At 39.6% G+C, this 18,686-nt stretch carries 16 protein-coding genes, 1 tRNA gene and 1 CRISPR repeat array (1 of these 18 only partly in view); of the genes, 14 read left to right on the forward strand and 3 right to left on the reverse strand.

What is annotated here, in order from left to right; translation table 11 throughout:
- A CRISPR array of direct repeats spans positions 1-328; the repeat unit is 33 nt; unit sequence CAACCCTTCTTCCAGGGATGGGAGGGTTGAAAG (it extends 134 nt beyond the left edge of the window).
- A 288-nt stretch (positions 329-616) separates the two neighbouring features.
- Positions 617-688: transfer RNA gene (locus tag V7K44_RS14760), tRNA-Thr, on the reverse strand.
- 377 nt (positions 689-1,065) lie between these two features.
- Between V7K44_RS14760 and argF the strand changes: the two genes are divergently transcribed.
- The 7 genes from argF to V7K44_RS14795 all read left to right on the forward strand — a co-directional run bounded on the left by argF (position 1,066) and on the right by V7K44_RS14795 (position 8,357).
- Positions 1,066-1,986 carry an ornithine carbamoyltransferase gene (gene argF / locus V7K44_RS14765; RefSeq protein ID WP_334932591.1) on the forward strand — a complete coding sequence of 307 codons (921 nt, stop codon included), beginning with the start codon at positions 1,066-1,068 and terminating at the stop codon, positions 1,984-1,986.
- 210 nt (positions 1,987-2,196) lie between these two features.
- On the forward strand, positions 2,197-2,802 hold the full coding sequence (gene lexA, locus V7K44_RS14770) for a transcriptional repressor LexA (protein WP_334932593.1): 606 nt from the start codon (positions 2,197-2,199) through the stop codon (positions 2,800-2,802).
- Positions 2,803-2,888: 86 nt separating this feature from the next.
- Positions 2,889-4,367, forward strand: a complete 1,479-nt coding sequence (locus V7K44_RS14775; RefSeq protein ID WP_334932595.1) for a DNA phosphorothioation system restriction enzyme — start codon at positions 2,889-2,891, stop codon at positions 4,365-4,367.
- A gap of 309 nt (positions 4,368-4,676) precedes the next feature.
- Positions 4,677-4,850, forward strand: coding sequence for a hypothetical protein (locus V7K44_RS14780; protein ID WP_334932597.1), 174 nt, complete (start codon positions 4,677-4,679; stop codon positions 4,848-4,850).
- Positions 4,847-6,919 carry an AAA family ATPase gene (locus tag V7K44_RS14785; RefSeq protein ID WP_334932599.1) on the forward strand — a complete coding sequence of 691 codons (2,073 nt, stop codon included), beginning with the start codon at positions 4,847-4,849 and terminating at the stop codon, positions 6,917-6,919. Before V7K44_RS14780 ends, V7K44_RS14785 begins: the two co-directional genes overlap by 4 nt.
- A gap of 203 nt (positions 6,920-7,122) precedes the next feature.
- Positions 7,123-7,692, forward strand: coding sequence for a Uma2 family endonuclease (locus tag V7K44_RS14790; protein WP_334932601.1), 570 nt, complete (start codon positions 7,123-7,125; stop codon positions 7,690-7,692).
- 191 nt (positions 7,693-7,883) lie between these two features.
- Complete coding sequence (locus V7K44_RS14795; RefSeq protein ID WP_334932603.1) at positions 7,884-8,357, forward strand: DNA phosphorothioation-associated protein 4; 474 nt, start codon at positions 7,884-7,886, stop codon at positions 8,355-8,357.
- A gap of 28 nt (positions 8,358-8,385) precedes the next feature.
- On the opposite strand, the gene V7K44_RS14800 is transcribed toward V7K44_RS14795, so the two are convergent.
- Together V7K44_RS14800 and V7K44_RS14805 are read right to left on the reverse strand one after the other, a co-directional pair.
- Positions 8,386-9,576 carry a DNA sulfur modification protein DndB gene (locus V7K44_RS14800; RefSeq protein WP_334932605.1) on the reverse strand — a complete coding sequence of 397 codons (1,191 nt, stop codon included), beginning with the start codon at positions 9,574-9,576 and terminating at the stop codon, positions 8,386-8,388.
- Between the two features lie 107 nt (positions 9,577-9,683).
- Positions 9,684-11,285: a DGQHR domain-containing protein gene (locus V7K44_RS14805; protein WP_334932607.1), complete on the reverse strand. Its 1,602-nt coding sequence runs from the start codon at positions 11,283-11,285 to the stop codon at positions 9,684-9,686.
- Between the two features lie 181 nt (positions 11,286-11,466).
- Here V7K44_RS14805 and dndC point away from each other — a divergent pair, with 181 nt between their 5' ends.
- The 7 genes from dndC to V7K44_RS14840 all read left to right on the forward strand — a co-directional run bounded on the left by dndC (position 11,467) and on the right by V7K44_RS14840 (position 18,564).
- Positions 11,467-13,092 (forward strand): DNA phosphorothioation system sulfurtransferase DndC, encoded by a 1,626-nt coding sequence (gene dndC, locus V7K44_RS14810; RefSeq protein WP_334932609.1) that lies wholly within the window; start codon positions 11,467-11,469, stop codon positions 13,090-13,092.
- Between the two features lie 79 nt (positions 13,093-13,171).
- The gene (locus tag V7K44_RS14815) at positions 13,172-13,792 is read left to right on the forward strand and encodes a Uma2 family endonuclease (RefSeq protein WP_334932611.1); all 621 of its coding nucleotides are present in this window, start codon (positions 13,172-13,174) and stop codon (positions 13,790-13,792) included.
- A 196-nt stretch (positions 13,793-13,988) separates the two neighbouring features.
- Positions 13,989-15,977 (forward strand): DNA sulfur modification protein DndD, encoded by a 1,989-nt coding sequence (dndD, locus tag V7K44_RS14820; protein WP_334932613.1) that lies wholly within the window; start codon positions 13,989-13,991, stop codon positions 15,975-15,977.
- A 65-nt stretch (positions 15,978-16,042) separates the two neighbouring features.
- Entirely contained in the window at positions 16,043-16,294 is a 252-nt protein-coding gene (locus V7K44_RS14825) for a hypothetical protein (protein ID WP_334932615.1), read from the forward strand.
- Positions 16,291-16,638, forward strand: a complete 348-nt coding sequence (locus V7K44_RS14830) for a type II toxin-antitoxin system PemK/MazF family toxin (protein ID WP_334932617.1) — start codon at positions 16,291-16,293, stop codon at positions 16,636-16,638. Before V7K44_RS14825 ends, V7K44_RS14830 begins: the two co-directional genes overlap by 4 nt.
- Positions 16,639-16,668: 30 nt before the next feature.
- A complete protein-coding gene (gene dndE / locus V7K44_RS14835; protein ID WP_334932619.1) occupies positions 16,669-17,055 on the forward strand; it encodes a DNA sulfur modification protein DndE in 387 nt (128 codons plus the stop codon).
- A 51-nt stretch (positions 17,056-17,106) separates the two neighbouring features.
- Positions 17,107-18,564 carry a DNA phosphorothioation-associated putative methyltransferase gene (locus V7K44_RS14840; protein WP_334932621.1) on the forward strand — a complete coding sequence of 486 codons (1,458 nt, stop codon included), beginning with the start codon at positions 17,107-17,109 and terminating at the stop codon, positions 18,562-18,564.
- Positions 18,565-18,686: the final 122 nt, after the last annotated feature.

Consider the following 18,686-nt stretch of genomic DNA (forward strand, 5'->3'; position numbering starts at 1 on the left):
AAGTCTCAACCCTTCTTCCAGGGATGGGAGGGTTGAAAGGAAACATATAGCACTGATACTCTTATTGAGTACAAGTCGCAACCCTTCTTCCAGGGATGGGAGGGTTGAAAGTGAATCAAGCTCGATTATGGTACATAACGCAACTTGTCGCAACCCTTCTTCCAGGGATGGGAGGGTTGAAAGACTGGACTACCCACAATACCAGCGCCACGATCGAAATGTCGCAACCCTTCTTCCAGGGATGGGAGGGTTGAAAGTTATACCCCTAATTGGCAAGAGAAAAGAGAAAAAGTCGCAACCCTTCTTCCAGGGATGGGAGCGTTGAAATGAAATTGCCTTATTCTGTCTGATGTTATAATTTATTCCCAAGAGTTAAGAGGGTTGAAAGCAAATCCCGCTGCTGGCTTGATATCATATACATTAAAGCCTACGGGAGTGATGAATTATATATTAGATGACATTTAATTAGTCACTAATTCTCTAAAAAGGCTTAACTAGTTTAAGTGACATTAATTTGTCCTCGGCGACAACAATTTGTCGCCGCCGACAGATAATTAGTCACTGTACAGCATTACCAAAAAAGCAAAAACCCCTCAAACCTGGGGTTTTGCGTTAAAGCCAGCAGCGGGATTTGAACTCGCGACCTTCCGATTACAAGTCGGATGCACTACCACTGTGCTATGCTGGCAAGTCTGACGATTGCTTTTAATTAGCAACCACGATTTATTATTGTACCATAATCCATTTATTTGTCTAGCTGTAAATTCTAAAAAATATCTGCTTCATCATCAAATTAGGCTAAAAGACCAGAAATTTTAGCAATATCGCTGCTTTTGTACGCCTAGATGGTTTTTCTGGCGTTGCCATTGTGATGAACCAGAAACAATCAGGGATTCTGAATCACTGATAAGGTTGATAAATCAATATTTATAGCAATTTATAGCAAAAGCTAACTCAAATCCTGGGCTGAACCCAAAAATATCTAGTCAGTTATAAAACTATATTTTCTTGGCACAGCTGAATAAAGGAACAGAAATATATAATTATTTTTTACAGATTACAAGCATGGCAGCATTGCTCGGACGAGATTTATTAAGTCTAGCGGACATCAGTTCTACGGAACTTCAACAACTCCTGCAATTGGCAACTCAACTTAAATCACAGCAGTTGAAGTTGCAGTGTAATAAAGTTTTGGGGTTGTTGTTCTCCAAAGCTTCAACTCGTACACGGGTAAGTTTTACAGTAGCGATGTACCAACTTGGTGGACAGGTAATCGATCTCAACCCTAATGTCACTCAAGTTAGTCGTGGCGAACCTTTGCAGGATACGGCGCGGGTGTTAGATCGATATCTAGATATTTTGGCAATTCGCACTTTTGCCCAGCAAGATTTGGAAACTTTTGCTCACTACGCCAACATTCCAGTGATTAACGCACTTACCGATGCAGAACATCCTTGTCAGGTATTAGCTGATTTATTGACGATTCAAGAAAGCTTTGGTACTCTAACTGGGTTGACTTTAACCTACGTGGGTGATGGGAATAATGTGGCTAATTCTCTGATGTTGGGCTGTGCTTTGGTAGGGATGAATGTCAGAATTGCTACTCCTACGGGATATGAGCCAGATTCTCAGATTGTAGAACAAGCAAGAGCGATCGCTAATCACAAAACGGAAGTCCTCCTGACTCACGATCCAGAATTAGCTGCTAAGGGAGCTGCTGTACTTTACACTGATGTTTGGGCGAGTATGGGGCAAGAGGCAGAAGCTGATAATCGGATGCCAATTTTCCAGCCTTACCAAATTTCCGAGCAGCTATTGAGCCTTGCTGAACCAGAAGCAATTGTTTTACACTGCTTACCAGCCCATCGCGGTGAAGAAATTACCGAGGCAGTTATTGAAGGTTCTCAATCACGAGTTTGGGAACAGGCAGAAAATCGTCTCCACGCTCAAAAAGCTTTACTTGCAAGTCTTTTAGGGGCAGAGTAAGGGAATAGGGCACAGGGGATAGGGTATAGTTTTCTTCCTTGTAACCTCTAACCTGTAACCTGTACCCTGTTATATTCTTATTTGTCAAAAGGCAAAAGAGAAGAAAATAATTTTGCTTTTGCCTTTTATATTTTTACTTTTCTCTTGTTATAGGGAGTTTTTTGTAGTACTAATGTTCTAGAGACATTTATAATTACTTCCCGCAAATTTATGGAACGTCTAACAGAAGCCCAACAAGAACTTTACGAATGGTTAGCGGAATACATCAGAACGCACCAGCATTCGCCTTCTATTCGGCAAATGATGCAAGCGATGAACCTGAAGTCACCAGCACCAATTCAAAGTCGTTTAGAACATTTACGCACCAAGGGATATATAGAATGGACTGAAGGACAAGCGCGAACAATTCGGATTTTGCGTCCTGTTAAACAAGGTGTACCAATTTTGGGCACGATCGCGGCTGGTGGTTTAATAGAACCGTTTACTGATGCTGTAGATCATTTAGACTTTTCTAATTTCGATTTACCTCCCCAAACCTATGCTTTGCGGGTAGCTGGCGATAGCATGATTGAAGATTTAATTACTGATGGCGATGTGGTATTTCTGCGTCCAGTAGCAGAACCAAATCATTTAAAAAATGGCACCATCGTCGCCGCCAGAGTTGATGGATTTGGTACAACATTAAAACGTTTTTATCGCCAAGGCGATCGCGTTACCCTCAAACCAGCAAATCCTAAGTACAATCCCATTGAAGTCAATGCTATGCAAGTACAGGTGCAAGGTTCTCTCATTGGTGTTTGGCGTGGTTACAACTGAGTAATCGGGACTGGGAACTGGGAAAAATAAATACTAATGCCCAATGCCCAATTATTAGGGTTCATGACCACCTTTGTGCTTAACTTATGTACCTGACGAAAAATTCAGTGCAGCAACTGCCCACTTTCCGATTGAAATTACCAATTGCAAGGGAAAGTAAGGGCAGTTATTACACGCAACCATTACCAGGATGCCCAAGAATGCCTGTGTCTCTGCAATTGCGGCAATATCAGCGCCAAGCGATCGCTAGCTGGTTTACCAACAATGGTAGAGGGACGCTGAAAATGGCTACTGGTAGTGGTAAAACAATTACTGCATTAGCGATCGCTTGTGAATTATATCAGCAGATTAATTTACAAGTTCTGGTGGTGGTGTGTCCCTACCGCCATCTCGTTACCCAATGGGCGCGAGAATGCGAAAAATTCAATTTGCAACCAATTTTAGCTTTTGAGAATTTACGCACTTGGCAAAGTCAACTTTCTACCCAAATTTATAATCTGCGTTCTGGTTCTCAACGGTTTGTTACTGTGATTACTACAAACTCCACTTTAATTGGAGATGGGTTTCAGTCTCAACTCAAATATTTTCCCGCCAAAACTTTAATTATTGGGGATGAGGCGCATAATTTAGGCGCACCCAAGTTAGAAGAAAGTTTACCGCGTAGTGTTGGGTTGAGACTGGCTTTATCTGCCACACCGGAGAGGTATTTTGATGATTTTGGGACACAATCACTATTTGATTATTTTGGCCCAGTTCTCCAGCCAGAGTTTACTTTGAGGGATGCGATCGCTCAAGGTGCTTTGGTACATTATCTCTATTATCCGGTGTTGGTGGAGTTAACTGAAGCAGAAAGTATTGCCTATTTAAAGTTAACTAAAAGAATTGGGCGATCGCTACTATATAGAGAACGAGGAAATGGAGAATCAGGAAACTTTGAAGATAATGAAGATTTAAAGCCGTTGTTGATGCAAAGGGCAAGGTTAATTGGGGCGGCGGAAAATAAATTAAATGCTTTGCGGGATTTAATGATTACTCGCCGCGAAACTACTCACACTCTTTTTTATTGTAGTGATGGTTCCCAAGATGCGGGACAACGTTCATCTCTACGCCAACTTAAAGCTGTTGCTAAAATTCTAGGTGTGGATTTAGGGTATAAGGTAAGCACCTATACAGCCCAAACAACTTTACAAGAAAGGGAAATATTACGTCATCAATTTGAAAGTGGAGAGTTGCAAGGTTTAGTTGCAATTCGTTGTTTAGATGAAGGTGTTGATATTCCAGCAATTCAAACTGCGGTGATTTTATCAAGTTCTGGTAATCCTCGCCAATTTATCCAGCGACGGGGGCGAGTTTTACGTCCTCATCCAGCTAAGGAACGCGCCACTATATTTGACATGATTGTTTTACCACCAGATTTAGATAGAGAAACTATAGAAGTTGAGCGCAATCTGTTAAAAAAGGAATTGCGTCGCTTTGTAGAGTTCGCTGATTTAGCTGATAACGCAGGGGAAGCAAGAATGAAGTTACTTGATTTACAAAAGCGCTATGGTTTATTAGATATTTGATGAGCAATTGTAAAATTTTTCGAGTTTTGAAAAAAGAAGCATTAAGTATGAAATAATAAAATTATGAGTTAGATTATAATGGGATATAATTTGCTTTAAAAATTTTGCTTACATCCAATTAGGGTCTAAATTGTTAATATTAATAATAGCAGAAGACAATTCAATAATAAAGTCTTTTTTCAAAGAAAATTATAAATTTGAAAAAATAGTTTTGGCAAAATTAAAGATAACGCTAACAGTGGCTTTACGGAGGTAAATGCAGTACTAGAGAAAGTTAAAATATAGAAAAACTATATTTCTACACTGAAGATGTCACAAGAGGCGAATATCGACGATGTACAGGAGCCAATAACCAGCGCACCGCCGGAAGTGCGGCAAATTATTGAGCGGGTATGGAAGCTGGAAAAAGGCAGGATAGATAAGAAGATTAACAGCCATATAAATGATAATATTTTGGACATTATTAAGGAAGAAGTGCGATGAAGCTGACTTCAATCAAGCTATGCAACTTTCGCTCCTTTTATGGTATGACACCAGAGATGATTATCGCTGGGGGAGAGGCTCAGAATACAACGATTATTCATGGCAATAATGGCTCTGGTAAAACCAGTTTACTAAATGCCTTTACGTGGGTATTGTATGATAAATTTAGTGCAGCGTTCGCATCGATAGAGCAGTTAGTTAATAAGCGTGCGATCGCAGAAACTCAAAAAGGTCAAGCTGTAGAATGTTGGGTAGAGATTGGCTGGGAACATGAAGGTAAGCGCTATCGAGTGAAACGTGCCTGTCGGGGTTATAAAAACGAAGGTGATTTTGACGCAGGTAAAACTCAATTAACGATGTGGGTTGGTGCGGATGATGGCAAATGGAATATACCAATTCAGCAACCTGACGATATAATTAATCAAATTTTACCCGCTACTTTACATCAATATTTTTTCTTTGACGGCGAACGAATTGAAGAAATCGTTCGTTCTGATAAAAAAGCTGAAATTGCTGAAGCTACAAAAATCTTTTTGGGTGTGGAAGTAATCAACCGTTCCATCAGACATTTAGGAGATGCTAAAAAAACTCTAGAAAATGAGTTAAAAGCTATTGGTGATTCTGAAACTAAACAGCTATTACGACAGCAAGAAAAGATAGAACGAGAACGTGAACGCATTACCAAACGGCAAACGGAAATTAAAGAAGAGTTAGAATATCAACAAACTTTTAAAAAAGAGACGAGTAACCGTTTGCGAGAATTGAGTGCTGCTAAGGAATTGCAAGAAAGATGGCAGGATTTAGAATCGCAGAAAGCGACAAATCAAGAAGAATATAAAAAAACCAAGGAAGCGCTGAAAAAAGTTATCTCTGGGCGGGGTTATACCGTTTTACTATCAGATACTACAGCACAGTTCCGAGAAATTATCAACGATTTAAAGCAGCGCGGCGAGTTAACATCAGGAATTTCGCGGGAATTTGTCAATGATTTACTCAATTCTCAACGCTGTATTTGTGGTGCAGAGTTGCACGAAGGTAATCATTCTCATACTCATGTGAGTACTTGGTTAAATAAAGCTGGTTCTTCGGCGGTAGAAGAAACTGCAATTCGGATGAGCGCACAAGTAGATGAAATTGATAAGCAAGCAATAGGCTTTTGGGAAGAAATTGATAGAGAACAAACTAGGATTAATCAATTAAGGCAAAGTATATCTCAAATTGAAGGCGATTTAGACAATATTCAAGAACGCTTGCGAAAAGATGCTAATGAAGAAATTAGCAGTTTACAAAAAAGATTAGATGAAATTGAAAGTAAAATTGATGAATTAAATCGAGAACAGGGTGCAAATCAGCAGCAAATTGCTCAACTTACAACTGAGATTGAAGGTTTAAACAAACAAATCGCCAAGCAAAAGCTGAATGAAGATAAGCAAACCTTAGCACAACGACGGATTAACGCCACTCAAGATGCAATCGAACGGTTAACGGAAGTTAGAAATCGTCAAGAACAACAATTTCGTCTGCAATTAGAAAAGCGAGTACAAGAGATATTCACTGAGATTTCAGTTACTCCATATATCCCTAAAATTAGCGATAAATATGAACTGACATTAGTAGAAAATACTACAGGTGTGGAAGCGCCAGTTGCAGCTTCTACCGGGGAAAATCAGATTCTTAGTTTATCCTTTATTGCCAGCATCATTGACAAAGTAAGGGAATGGAGTGAAAAGCGTAAAATGATGATGATTCCCGATAGTAGTACTTTCCCAATTGTCATGGATTCGCCCTTTGGTAGTTTGGATGAGAATTCGCGGCGGCACATTGCGAAGACAATTCCCCAATTAGCGAATCAATTAATAGTTTTAGTGACTAAGACTCAATGGCGGGGTGAAGTTGAAGCAGAGATGACACAAAGAATTGGTAGAGAATATGTGCTTACATATTATTCTTCTAAGCCGGATTGCGAACAAGATTATATTAAGTTGGGTGGGGAAAGATATCCTTTGGTGAAACAAAGTCCGAATGAGTTTGAGTATACAGAAATTATGGAAATTGAACGGGATAGGTAATTACAGCAGTTTTGATGTCTTTGAACCACATCTGTCGTAAAAAACATAGGCGCAAAGATTTTTTACAGGACTGATGCAAAATACCTCTCAAAATCTTATTCATCCGTGTTTCTGTGCCTCTGTGGTTTGATTTTCCGTTACCTGTGCGTAAGTCTGATTTTAGTTACAGTTGAGAAAAGTGGCTTTTGAGAAGGAATAAGGTTATGGTTGCGAGTCCAGACAGAAACTATATGTCCCCCCAGGAATATCTGGAATGGGAAGAACGCCAAGAAATTAAATATGAATATATTGATGGTGAAGTTTTCGCCATGACTGGGGGTACTCTTCCCCATACAACTATTGCTTTAAACTTAGCTTCAGCGTTAAAAAGTCATCTCAGGGGGAGTGGGTGTCTTCCTTTCATGGCGGATGCGAAAGTAGGAGTATCGGAGAAGGGGCCTTTTCATTATCCCGATGTTATGGTGAGTTGCGATGAACGGGATAAACAAGCTATTCAATTTCTCCAATATCCTTGTTTAATTGTTGAAGTTCTGTCCCCAAGCACGGAAGCTTACGACCGAGGTAAAAAATTTACCCGGTATCGTCGTATTCAGACTTTGCAAGAATACATCCTCATCGATGCTGAAAAAATTGGTTTAGATTGTTTTCGGTTAAATGAGAGAGGACTGTGGGAGTTACATCCTTATGAAGCAGGGGATGAGGTTCATTTAACTAGCGTTGATTTCCACTTTCCTATTTCTTTAGTTTATGAGGATGTTCAGTTTGCAATATAAGTTTTGGAGAAACGAACCGCAGAGGCGCAGAGGACGCGGAGAGAAGAGAAGAGGGTGAATATGTGAGCGGATAATTTGTTTGTTTAGGGATCGCCCACATACTAGCATAAAATCATACATTTTCAATTGCGTAAACGTAGCGATCGCTTTTGGCTGTCGGTTAAGATGGCAACAATGTAAATATTAATATCATGGCTGAAACTGGCAGAATCAGGGTTGCTAAAGATAAAGCTGAGTTGGTAAAAGGTTTAACATCTTCAGATGGTGGAACAGGGCCTTTTAATACTTTTGCTGATGTGATTGTATTTGCAGCAGCTTTGGGTGCAAAGCATAAAAAACGGGTGGCTTTAGGAGAGATTTCTAAAAGGGAACCATCGCCAATCAGGATAGAATATTTTGCCTCAATGGGAAATGATATTGTAATAAAATTATTAGCAATTAATGAAACTAAAGATATAAAAACACTATCTCTTAATGAAGAGGAATATGAAAGACAACGCAATTATATATTTGAAGAATACGCTAATGGTGGATTGGAAATTTTGCAAAATGAGTTGCGTGGCTCAGTAGATTATGCAGAGCGAATTTTATTATTTCTCAATTATGAGCGAACGAATATAGAGCAACAAGACGAGGAATTTGATCTTACCAAATTCCTCTCTTGATTTTTAGGCAATCCTTATAAATAATTATTTATATCCATTCCAGCCGTATTTTTACTATCTTGACTGCATCTGTTACAGCATTTGCAGCAGTAGATAACTTATAAGGTTTATCCGGGTTTTTAGGTTTGGAATCTATTCTAACTACATTATCCTTCCAAAGTTGGTTTTCTCTCGACCAATCTATTTGTGCTAGTTGTAAAACTTTTTCTTCATTAAAATAATTGTTTTCTGGATCGTATATGTAATGCAATAAACGCCCTAAAACTTCCAGTCCTACGCTTACACCTAGAATACAGTCTTCTTTAAATGCTGCTACTTCATCTACTGTTAGTTCTTCAACAGTTGTATCAGCAATATACTCAGTGTTACTACATTCTGAGAAAAATCTATTAAGACAAATAACCAAAGCATCAGATGCTTGATAAACATCATAATCTCGAAGCTGATTACTTGGATCGTTAGTAAAAACGCAACTTACAAACCTAGCGATAAAATTAGTTGTGTAGATCAGCCTTTGTTTAGTTGCAGGACTTGATTTAATCTTCTCTGTCTTATCCAAAAACATTGGTACTCGTTTTATTAATTCTTTAGTAATGCCAACTCTACCAGAGAATTCACCAAATGATAATAATAATGATTTATCTAGTTGTTTTGTTTGAGCCATATCTCTGAAATCTGCCTGACACTGTTGAAAGTCACCTTCTAAAACTAGAGTAATTGCAAAATCATCATCACTAATTAAATGGCTTTCAGGACTTTCTATCAATTCGTGAATGGCACGTTTACGATGTTGCCCATCAGTTATATCTAACTTTACTCCACGACGAATAACAACTAGACAAATACCCCTACTAAGTTCAAGAATTGTTATGTCCTTTGGAGCGACATTAGCAGTCAAAGTTCCTACAATCCAGGGTTTTTCTTTTCGGGAACGGTCAACAATATATTTTTTAATTTCATCAGCATGACCTTTAACCTCTGGGCGGTTTTTGCCAGAATCAGGATCATTTCCGGTGGATGGTTTGGCTTGGAGAAGACCAGAAAAGTCACTCGCTGGTACATTAATTTGCAGCATAGTGCGCTTTCCCTGCCTAAAAATAAGTCCTGGATAGCAGCGATCGCGATGATATCGTGAGAAAAATGGCTCAATAAAGGAGCTAAACTGAGCTTTCATCTGAGGAGAAATGTTATTATTAGCATCCTCAACTGGTTGAACCATATCAATACCTAATATAAATTAGTAGTAGATGTTAGCAAACATGATATGCAACCCTTATAGGCTGTAGCATCGGTAAAAACCACACTGAAAAATTCATACTAACTTGGCTAGTTCAGGATATGTGGAAGTCCTACCGCTTTCGGTTCAACAAACTCGCCATCAAAACTTATAGTTTTATCTTCCACAGTCCTAGCATCCGCTAAAGCCTTACGAAGTTCAGCACGTTCCATCTGTTCCTGAACTCCACCCAGGATGTAAACCAATAACTTCGCCGCTAAATCTCGTCCAGCAACCTGCACCCGCTTTTTATTTGGGTCATACAAAACCCCATACCAGAGAGATTGGGGATATTCCATACCACTAAAGCCGCCTTGCTGGTCGAACTTCCGCAGCTTCTTAAAAATATCTGCTAGGGAAAAACCTTTTTTAAATACCAAAATTCCCAAAGCTTGCGCTAATGCAACTTGAGCAACCGGACGGAAAAGCATATTTCCTTCACCTCCATCTTTCTCAAAGCTGAAGCGCCGTAAACCTGGTGTATCCTCGTGTTCTAAAATTTTATAACTGGAAAGACTAGCCAAATTATCAAATAGCTTGCTAAATTCCTGAATCCCCTGCTCAAGTTCTTCATCCTCTGGACGCATGGGAATTAGACCTTTCTCCAAGGGTTTCCAATGGGGGAACTTTTGACCCAAATATCGTTCAGACATATCTTGCAGAGCTTGCAATGTCGTTAAAACTGTAGAATTGGAAGCCACTGTTGCACTATTCCAATTGACGCGGGGATTGCGTTCTTGTCGTTGTTCTAATAGTGGATGTGTAACTGCAATTTTTCTAGCAACGATCGCAAAACCATCATCCTCATTCAACTGGGTTAGTTGCCCTTTAGTCAACGGTGCAGCCATCAGGTTGACATGAACAAAAATCGATCTTACCCTCCGCCTCGCCTGGGTGCGAGTTTCCCCAGCCGCTACCGCACAGATGAACTCAATACCAATTTTTTCCTTGGGTAAATTTTGCAAATAAGCAAGGTCTACTTGGTACTTTTCTATCAAATCATTGACTGTAATAAAACTATCATCAGCACCTTTATCTTTTTTATAGCGCTGGAGTTTACGAGTTTTGATTAACTCCATCAACCCTTGAACACCCATCAGTCGATGTTGTCCATCTAGTGCATAAATAGTTACATCATCCTCAGAAATATTTAGCAGACCTACCTTACCGTCTTTATCTAAGGGTATAAAATCAGTCGTAGACTTTGTGGCGCGTCCTTCGCTATCCCACTCAGCAGCTTTGGGATTATCCACCCACGGTTGATTAATTACTACCAGCACTGGCGGAAACTTATGATTATCTCTAGCCGCTAAATACTGGACTAGCGGTGCTTGACGTGACCAATCAAGGGGACGTTGCTGAATTTCATCAATACTATCTGCGTCAATCTCGACATTATCAGTTTCAGGATTGTACTTTTTCTGAAACAAAGGTAAGCCAGAGGCAAAGTGAACCCGACCTGCAAACCATTCCAATGTAACAGAGCTAACATAAGCCTCAGTACCACCCATCTCGGTTTTTTGAACAAGAATCTGATCTTTTCTCCCTAAAAACTTCTCTAGGAGTAAAGCTAGTACCTGCTTTTCTTTATTTTCTCGTTCCAGGTATTCTCTAGCGATGTCAGCAGTTGGGTCAGATGCACTATCTTTCATGTTAAATTTTAAAAACAGAATAGTATTATTTGGTTTAATTATCCAAAAAATTGGATATTAGTAGTAAAGTTTTTAAAAACTTTTCTTTAACCCAGATCAGTGGGTTTTGGATGTGTAGCCGCGAATTCTATTCGCCCTATTTTCCCAGATATTATGCCAGTGTTTCCAGAGATCAGGAGAAATGACTACAGCACAACAACCAGAAAATCAAGTTCAGCAAGGGAATACTGTAGCAGATTTAGTGGCAGATATCCAAGCTCTCACTACTGAAATTCAAGAATTGTATTGCTTAGATGAAATACCTTGGGTTGTGGGTTACTCAGGGGGAAAAGACAGCACCGCGATTTTGCAGCTTGTGTGGAATGCGATCGCCGCACTCCCCGACGAAAAGCGAACTAAAACAATCTACGTAATCACCACAGACACACTGGTAGAAAATCCTATTGTTGCTGCTTGGGTACGCAATTCTCTAAAACAGATGAAATCTGAAGCCCAAACCCAAGGATTACCATTTGTACCCCATTTGCTACAGCCAGAGTTTAAAGAGACATTTTGGGTAGGTTTGATTGGTAAAGGCTATCCAGCACCCAAAGGAAAATTTCGTTGGTGTACAGAACGCCTCAAAATTAATCCCTCTAACCGCTTTATTCGTGATGTGATTCGAGCGAGTGGAGAAGCGATCGTTGTGTTGGGGACTCGCAAAGCTGAAAGTACAAAACGTGCTAGCCGAATGAGAAAATTGGAAGCCCAACGGGTACGCGATCGCCTCAGTCCTAATATGAACTTGCCAAATTCTTTGGTTTATAGCCCTATTGAAGACTGGCAAAATGATGAAGTCTGGATTTATCTCATGCAGTGGGAAAACCCTTGGGGGTACAGCAATAAAGATTTATTTACCATGTATCGAGGCGCTTCTGCTGATAATGAATGTCCTTTAGTAGTCGATACATCTACCCCTAGTTGTGGTAGCTCTCGTTTTGGTTGCTGGGTTTGCACACTCGTTAGTCAAGATAAATCACTGGCGGCGATGATTCAAAATGACGAAGAGAAAGAGTGGATGCAACCTTTACTTGATTTCCGTAAAGAATTGGATTCTGAAGAAACCCGTGATAAAAGAGATTTTCGACGTAGAAATGGTGGTGTTCAACTTTATGAACGTAACTTAGAAGATGGGACATCTATTGAACCTATTCCTGGCCCATTTATTAAAGAAGCGCGGGAGGATTGGCTAAGACAACTGCTTACAGTTGAAAGACAAATTCGTCAAACAGCGCCAGAAAATATGCGCGACATCACCCTAATTACTCTAGAAGAGATGAGCGAAATTCGCCGCATTTGGCTAGAAGAAAGACACGAATTTGATGATAGCTTACCCCGGATTTATCAAGAAGTGACTGGTGAAGAATTTCAAGACCCCCGTCCTGGCGCTGACCTTAGCTTATTAGGTCGTGATGAGTGGATAGTATTAGAAGAAATCTGTGAAGGTGACGCGATGCACTTGGAACTCATGGCGAAATTGTTAGACACAGAACGCCAGTATCGCAAAAAGACTCGTCGCGTGGGAATATACGAAACCTTAGAAAAATGTTTTAATACGAGTTCCCGTTCTCCAGAAGATGCGATTAAAAATGCTCGTTTGAAACGTGAATTAAGCGAAGCAGTTAGTCAAGGTGATGTTGCAAAAGTCAAGCAGATGACTTTGGGCGATGTTGCAGCAATCAATGAAGTAGATGAGGGTAAAAGTGAAAGCGATGAACAGCTAACTTGGGCAAGTATGAAATTTAAAAAGGAAAACTCAGAAGAATAGAATAATAGAAGATGGGAGTCAACAAACTACTTAAAGAACGCTTGACAAAGTTTGATTATCTTAAAACAAGCGAGGTTCTATGATTCAAGCCATACACAAATTAGTAACTTTTGAAGATTTTGCAGCTTGGCGGCCTGAAGGTGGAAGATATGAATTACATGATGGCGTGATTGTTGAAATGGCACAACCAGTGGGAGATCATGAGGATGTTGTTGGTTTTTTAGCGCTAAATATATCTATCGAAATTGGACGACAAAAACTTCCTTACTTCATTCCAAAAACTGTATTAGTCAAGCCGTTTGAAGGTGAATCAGCTTATTCCCCAGATATTTTAATAATCAATCGGCCAAATTTAGTGAATGAGCCTTTCTGGAAAAAAGAATCAACTGTATCTCAAGCTGCATCTATTCCATTAGTTATTGAAGTTGTTAGTACTAATTGGCGAGATGATTACTACAAAAAGTTAGCTGATTATGAAGCTATAGGTATTCCCGAATATTGGATTATAGATTACGCGGCTATAGGCGCTAGGAAATTTATTGGCAATCCTAAACTGCCGACTATATCCATTTATGAATTAATTGATGGTGAGTATCAAGTTACTCAATTTAGAGGCGATACCCATATTGTCTCGCATACTTTCCCAGAATTGAATTTAACCGCCGAACAGATTTTTCAAGCTGGAGGTGTGCAAATCTAGCTAGCCACGCTTACCAACACCGAGACAGATGCAATCGCACTTCTTAACAGTTAGTGATGGTATTATCTATATTTCATAGGCAATATTTTTTCTCAATGCGTCAGACAAAATCATCTAATTAATTTTATCTGATTCCTTTCATCACAAAGTTTTTGCTTCTGCGATCGCCGTCGAATTCATGTTAATTTTAAAACTAATGATATTTCTTGAACTCGTATTACAAAACTTTGGCCCGTATAGTGGAAAACAAGTAATCAACCTTAACCCAAAAATTGATGAGGAAACCTCACACCCAATTATTCTCTTAGGTGGAATGAATGGCGGCGGAAAAACTACCCTTATGGATGCCATTCGTCTCGCCCTTTATGGCGCTCGTGCCCAATGTTCTACCCGTGGTAATTTAAGTTATAGCGATTTTCTCAATCAATGTGTTAACAACAAAATAGATCCAGTTGCAGACACCCGGATTGAATTACTTTTTGAACATATTGAAAACGATAAACCAATAAAATACCGTGTTGTGCGTAGTTGGACAAAAAATCCTAAAGATGGTAAAGATACATTAGGTATTTTAGGTGATAGTGATACATGGCCTGATGCTTTAGTTAATATCTGGGATGAATATATTGAAAATCTCCTGCCATTAGGTATTTCTAACTTATTTCTCTTTGATGGTGAACAAGTTAAAGAACTCGCAGAACAGGAAACACCACCACCAGTTGTAGTAGATGCAATTCGCGGACTTTTAGGGCTAGAGTTAGCAGATCGTTTAGCAGTTGATTTAGATATCTTAGTTAATCGGAAACTTAAAGAAGTTGGTAATAGTAAAGATTTAGCAAACCTAGAGGAAATTGAAACTAGGTTAACCCAACAGCAAGAAGATTATCAAACAACAGAAGAAAAGTTAGAAACTCTCAAAAATCAGGTAGAAGATTTAGAACAAAAGCAGCAAGAAGCCTTTGATAAATTTATTTCTGAAGGTGGGAAGATTGCAGCAGAACGCAATCAACTAGAACTACAACAGGATACAAAAACTGCGGAAATTGAACAAGTACGTCAATCGATGTGTGAATTGGCGGCTGATGTTTTACCTCTAGCATTAATTCCCAATTTGCTTAATCAGGTTCAAGCACAGGGAGAAAAGGAATTTCGCCATCAACAGGTACAAATTTCTAAAGATTTGTTAATTGAGCGAGATCAGCGCTTACTCGCTTGGCTAAATCAAGTAGAAATTTCTCCTATAGAAGTTGAAAAAATCCAATCATTTTTAATTCAAGATGTCGATAAGTTATATGCAAAGACTATCCAGATAGAAGCACTTTGGTTATTAGCTGATGATGAAAGTTTAAGTCAGCTAGATAATTTCATATATCACTTACAAAATTCTAAAGTTTTTGGAAAAGAGAAATTAGCTATTCTCAAAAATAAAGAAGAAGAAATTCATACTCTAGAAAGACAAGTGCAGACAGCAGCAGCACCTGAAGATTATACAAAGCTGCGTCAAGCGCTAGAAACGTCACAAAATCAAGTTGTTGAAGCTAAAGCAAATTACGAAACAATCCGCCGTCGTTTAGCTGAATTAGAAACTATTATTGCTAAGTCAAAAAAAGAATTAAGTGATTATACTGTAGAAAATATTAAGCATAAAAATAGCGAACATATTATTACCTCAGCAGCGAAAGTTCAAAGCACACTCAAGACTTTTCGGGAAAAATTAACTCTGCGAAAACTCAATAAGTTAGAGGAAGAAGTTAAAAATTGCTTCCTTTATCTCCTGCACAAATCAGACTTAGTGCATCGCATTACTATTGATACTAAGACTTTTAGCCTTTTGCTTTACGATTTAAATGGTAAAGCTGTTCCTAAACATCGTTTATCAGCAGGCGAAAAACAACTACTTGCGATCGCATTCCTCTGGGGTTTAGCCAAAGTCTCTGGACACCGCCTACCAGTAGCAATCGATACGCCGCTAGGTAGACTCGACTCCTCACACCGCAGCAATTTAGTTGAACGTTACTTTCCATCAGCCAGCCATCAAGTAATTTTGTTATCTACGGATACTGAGATTGGCAAAAAAGAAGTAGAAACACTGCGAGAAAACGAAGCGATCGCCCGCGAATACCTGCTCAAATACGACTCGTCCACCCGCCAAACAACAGTGGTAGAAAATCAATATTTTTGGTAGGAGATATCGTCTAAAAAAGATATTTACAATATATATCACGACCTTTGGAAAGTAGATAAGCAATTATGAACTCGCCCTATGTATTAAAAATCGAGAATGACCTACGTGTTCTGTCATTAGAAGAATTAGAATGGTTATTAGAACGAATAGCAAAACAAGTGCAAGAAAAAAAGCAAATAGTAAATAAATTCACTGATGTTAAATATATGAATGAACAACTAGTTGCAATGGCTATTGATTTAGATATACAAACAGAACTCACCTCTATCAATAATGAATTTAAGGTTACAGAAATGGATGGTTTGGAAAAATTGTGAGCATCGAGAGAGGACAAATTTATTTTGTCAATCTTAATCCAGTGCTGGGTCGAGAACAGGCAGGAACAAGACCAGTTTTAGTTTTATCTATAGATGCTATAAATCAATCACCTTTGGTTGTGACTGTAATTGTCGGTACGAAAGGAACAAATATTAAGCGTGATTATCCAACTAATATACGAGTCTCGCTAGGTGACAGTGGATTGCTGATAGAAACAGTGTTTTTATGTTTTCAAATTCGTTCTTTAGATCCAAATCGCTTTCCTGCTGATCTATCTGGCAAAATTTCTGACTCCAAGATGCTTGAAGTTGAAACTGCGGTTCGCTACTGTTTGGGTTTATGAGCAAAAACTACTTCAATTTTTAGAAAGATTATGGAATCCCCAATCGAAAGAATAAAACTCTCCCAAACAGCCAAAGACCAACTTACCAAACTTAAGCGCAGCACCAAAATCGACCAATGGAATATTTTATGCCGTTGGGCGTTTTGCCGTTCCCTCGTAGAAGCAACCACACCCTCCCCCGTCCCAATTCCCCAGGATAGCAACGTCGAAATGAGTTGGCGCGTCTTTGGTGGCGAAATGTCTGATATACTCCTCCTCGCCCTCAAGCAACGTTGTCATAATGACGGTTATCCCACCGATAAAGAAACCCTCGCTAATCAATTCCGCTTACATTTGCATCGCGGTATTGGCTACTTAGCAGGCGATCCAAATATCAAGAAAATTGAAGATTTAATTGAACTAGCGGTTAAAAATTGAAAGGATATTAGTTGACTGTTAACTGTTCACTGTTAACTGACAAATAATATTATGCCTGAAGCGCTAGAAATTGAGCGTCATAGAGCTGCGATCGCTCGCACTGATTTATCTCGCCCTGTACGATTGGCAATAGAATGGGCAATCCTGAATCCAGACACCACTTTTTTTGACTACGGCTGCGGCTACGGTGGTGATGTTCAGCGAGTAGCAAACTTAGGTTACACCAGTTCAGGCTGGGACCCTTACTACTATCCTGATGTACCACGCACCGCCGCCGATGTAGTCAACTTGGGCTATATCCTCAACGTCATTGAAGATTCAGAGGAACGCCGTCAAAGCCTTCGCCAAGCTTGGGAACTCACCGGGAAAGTTTTAATTGTCGCGGCTCAAATACTAATTAACGCACCCAGCAAAACCCAGCTTGCTTACAATGATGGCATTGTGACGCGCCGCAATACTTTTCAGAAATATTACGAACAACAAGAACTCAAAACTTATATTGATGAAGTCCTAAATGTCGATGCAGTACCGATCGCACTAGGAGTCTATTTTGTTTTTCGAGATGAGGCGGAAAAAGAAAGTTACAAAGCTATCCGCTTCTTTTCTACCACTTCTACACCGCGAGTCCGCATCCCCACTAAGCGGTTTGAAGATTATCAAGAACAACTGCAACCACTCATGGCTTTTTTTACCAAGCGCGGTAGACTACCCGTGAAAGGCGAATTGGAAAATGAACAGGAATTACTGAGCGAATTTGGTAACTTCCGCCGCGCCTTTGGTGTAATTTTACAAGCTACTGATGAGGCTGAATGGGATGCGATCGCTTATCGTCGTTCTCTAGATATCCAAGTTTATCTTGCCCTGACTCACTTTGATAAACGTCCCGCATGGCAAAAGTTAGCCCCAGAAATGCGTCACGATATCAAAGCTTTTTTTAGTAGCTACGAGGAAGCGTGTCTTGTAGCAGACCAAAAACTTTTCAGCTTAGGTAAAGCTGGGGTGATTAAAACTGCGTGTGAAAAAAGCAAAATTGGTAAACATACACGCGGTGCTATTTATGTCCATGTTTCAGCATTAGCAGCACTCGATCCCTTACTACGAATTTGTGAAGGTTGCGCTAGCCGTACCATTGGGCGTGTAGATGGAGCCACATTGATCAAATATCACACTGATAAGCCGCAAATATCTTATCTATTTTACCCCGATTTCGACACCGATCCCCACCCAGCCTTAAAAGCCAGCATCTGTATTGATTTGAAAACCCTCTTCATCACTCACCGAGACTACGAAACTAGGGCAAATCCGCCGATTTTACACCGAAAGGAAACATTTGTTACCAGCGACTACCCACACTACGAAGAATTTGCTAAACTCACTCAACAAGAAGAGGAATTAGGGTTGCTCAAGGACAAAAGCGACATAGGTACGCGTGAAGGTTGGGCAAAATGCCTTGCTACCCACGGGGTAGAAATCAGGGGGCATCAAGTTTATTCAATTAAGGAAAATTAAGGAATAATCACACTGTTAGAGCATTGTTGATATGTATCTTAAATAAAGAAAATCCTAGCAGATTTGTGTGCTTATACGAAATTAGACAGCAGGTATGGCAAGATAACTGCAATTCAACTTAG

This window comes from Nostoc sp. (assembly GCF_036917235.1).
In the GTDB taxonomy this organism is placed as follows: domain Bacteria; phylum Cyanobacteriota; class Cyanobacteriia; order Cyanobacteriales; family Nostocaceae; genus Nostoc.

Coding starts and splice junctions, on each gene's coding strand:
- argF (WP_334932591.1), top strand. CDS start 1,066: ATGGCAGCATTGCTCGGACGAGATTTATTAAGTCTAGCGGACATCAGT.
- lexA (WP_334932593.1), top strand. CDS start 2,197: ATGGAACGTCTAACAGAAGCCCAACAAGAACTTTACGAATGGTTAGCG.
- V7K44_RS14775 (WP_334932595.1), top strand. CDS start 2,889: ATGTACCTGACGAAAAATTCAGTGCAGCAACTGCCCACTTTCCGATTG.
- V7K44_RS14780 (WP_334932597.1), top strand. CDS start 4,677: ATGTCACAAGAGGCGAATATCGACGATGTACAGGAGCCAATAACCAGC.
- V7K44_RS14785 (WP_334932599.1), top strand. CDS start 4,847: ATGAAGCTGACTTCAATCAAGCTATGCAACTTTCGCTCCTTTTATGGT.
- V7K44_RS14790 (WP_334932601.1), top strand. CDS start 7,123: ATGGTTGCGAGTCCAGACAGAAACTATATGTCCCCCCAGGAATATCTG.
- V7K44_RS14795 (WP_334932603.1), top strand. CDS start 7,884: ATGGCTGAAACTGGCAGAATCAGGGTTGCTAAAGATAAAGCTGAGTTG.
- V7K44_RS14800 (WP_334932605.1), bottom strand. CDS start 9,576: ATGGTTCAACCAGTTGAGGATGCTAATAATAACATTTCTCCTCAGATG.
- V7K44_RS14805 (WP_334932607.1), bottom strand. CDS start 11,285: ATGAAAGATAGTGCATCTGACCCAACTGCTGACATCGCTAGAGAATAC.
- dndC (WP_334932609.1), top strand. CDS start 11,467: ATGACTACAGCACAACAACCAGAAAATCAAGTTCAGCAAGGGAATACT.
- V7K44_RS14815 (WP_334932611.1), top strand. CDS start 13,172: ATGATTCAAGCCATACACAAATTAGTAACTTTTGAAGATTTTGCAGCT.
- dndD (WP_334932613.1), top strand. CDS start 13,989: ATGATATTTCTTGAACTCGTATTACAAAACTTTGGCCCGTATAGTGGA.
- V7K44_RS14825 (WP_334932615.1), top strand. CDS start 16,043: ATGAACTCGCCCTATGTATTAAAAATCGAGAATGACCTACGTGTTCTG.
- dndE (WP_334932619.1), top strand. CDS start 16,669: ATGGAATCCCCAATCGAAAGAATAAAACTCTCCCAAACAGCCAAAGAC.
- V7K44_RS14840 (WP_334932621.1), top strand. CDS start 17,107: ATGCCTGAAGCGCTAGAAATTGAGCGTCATAGAGCTGCGATCGCTCGC.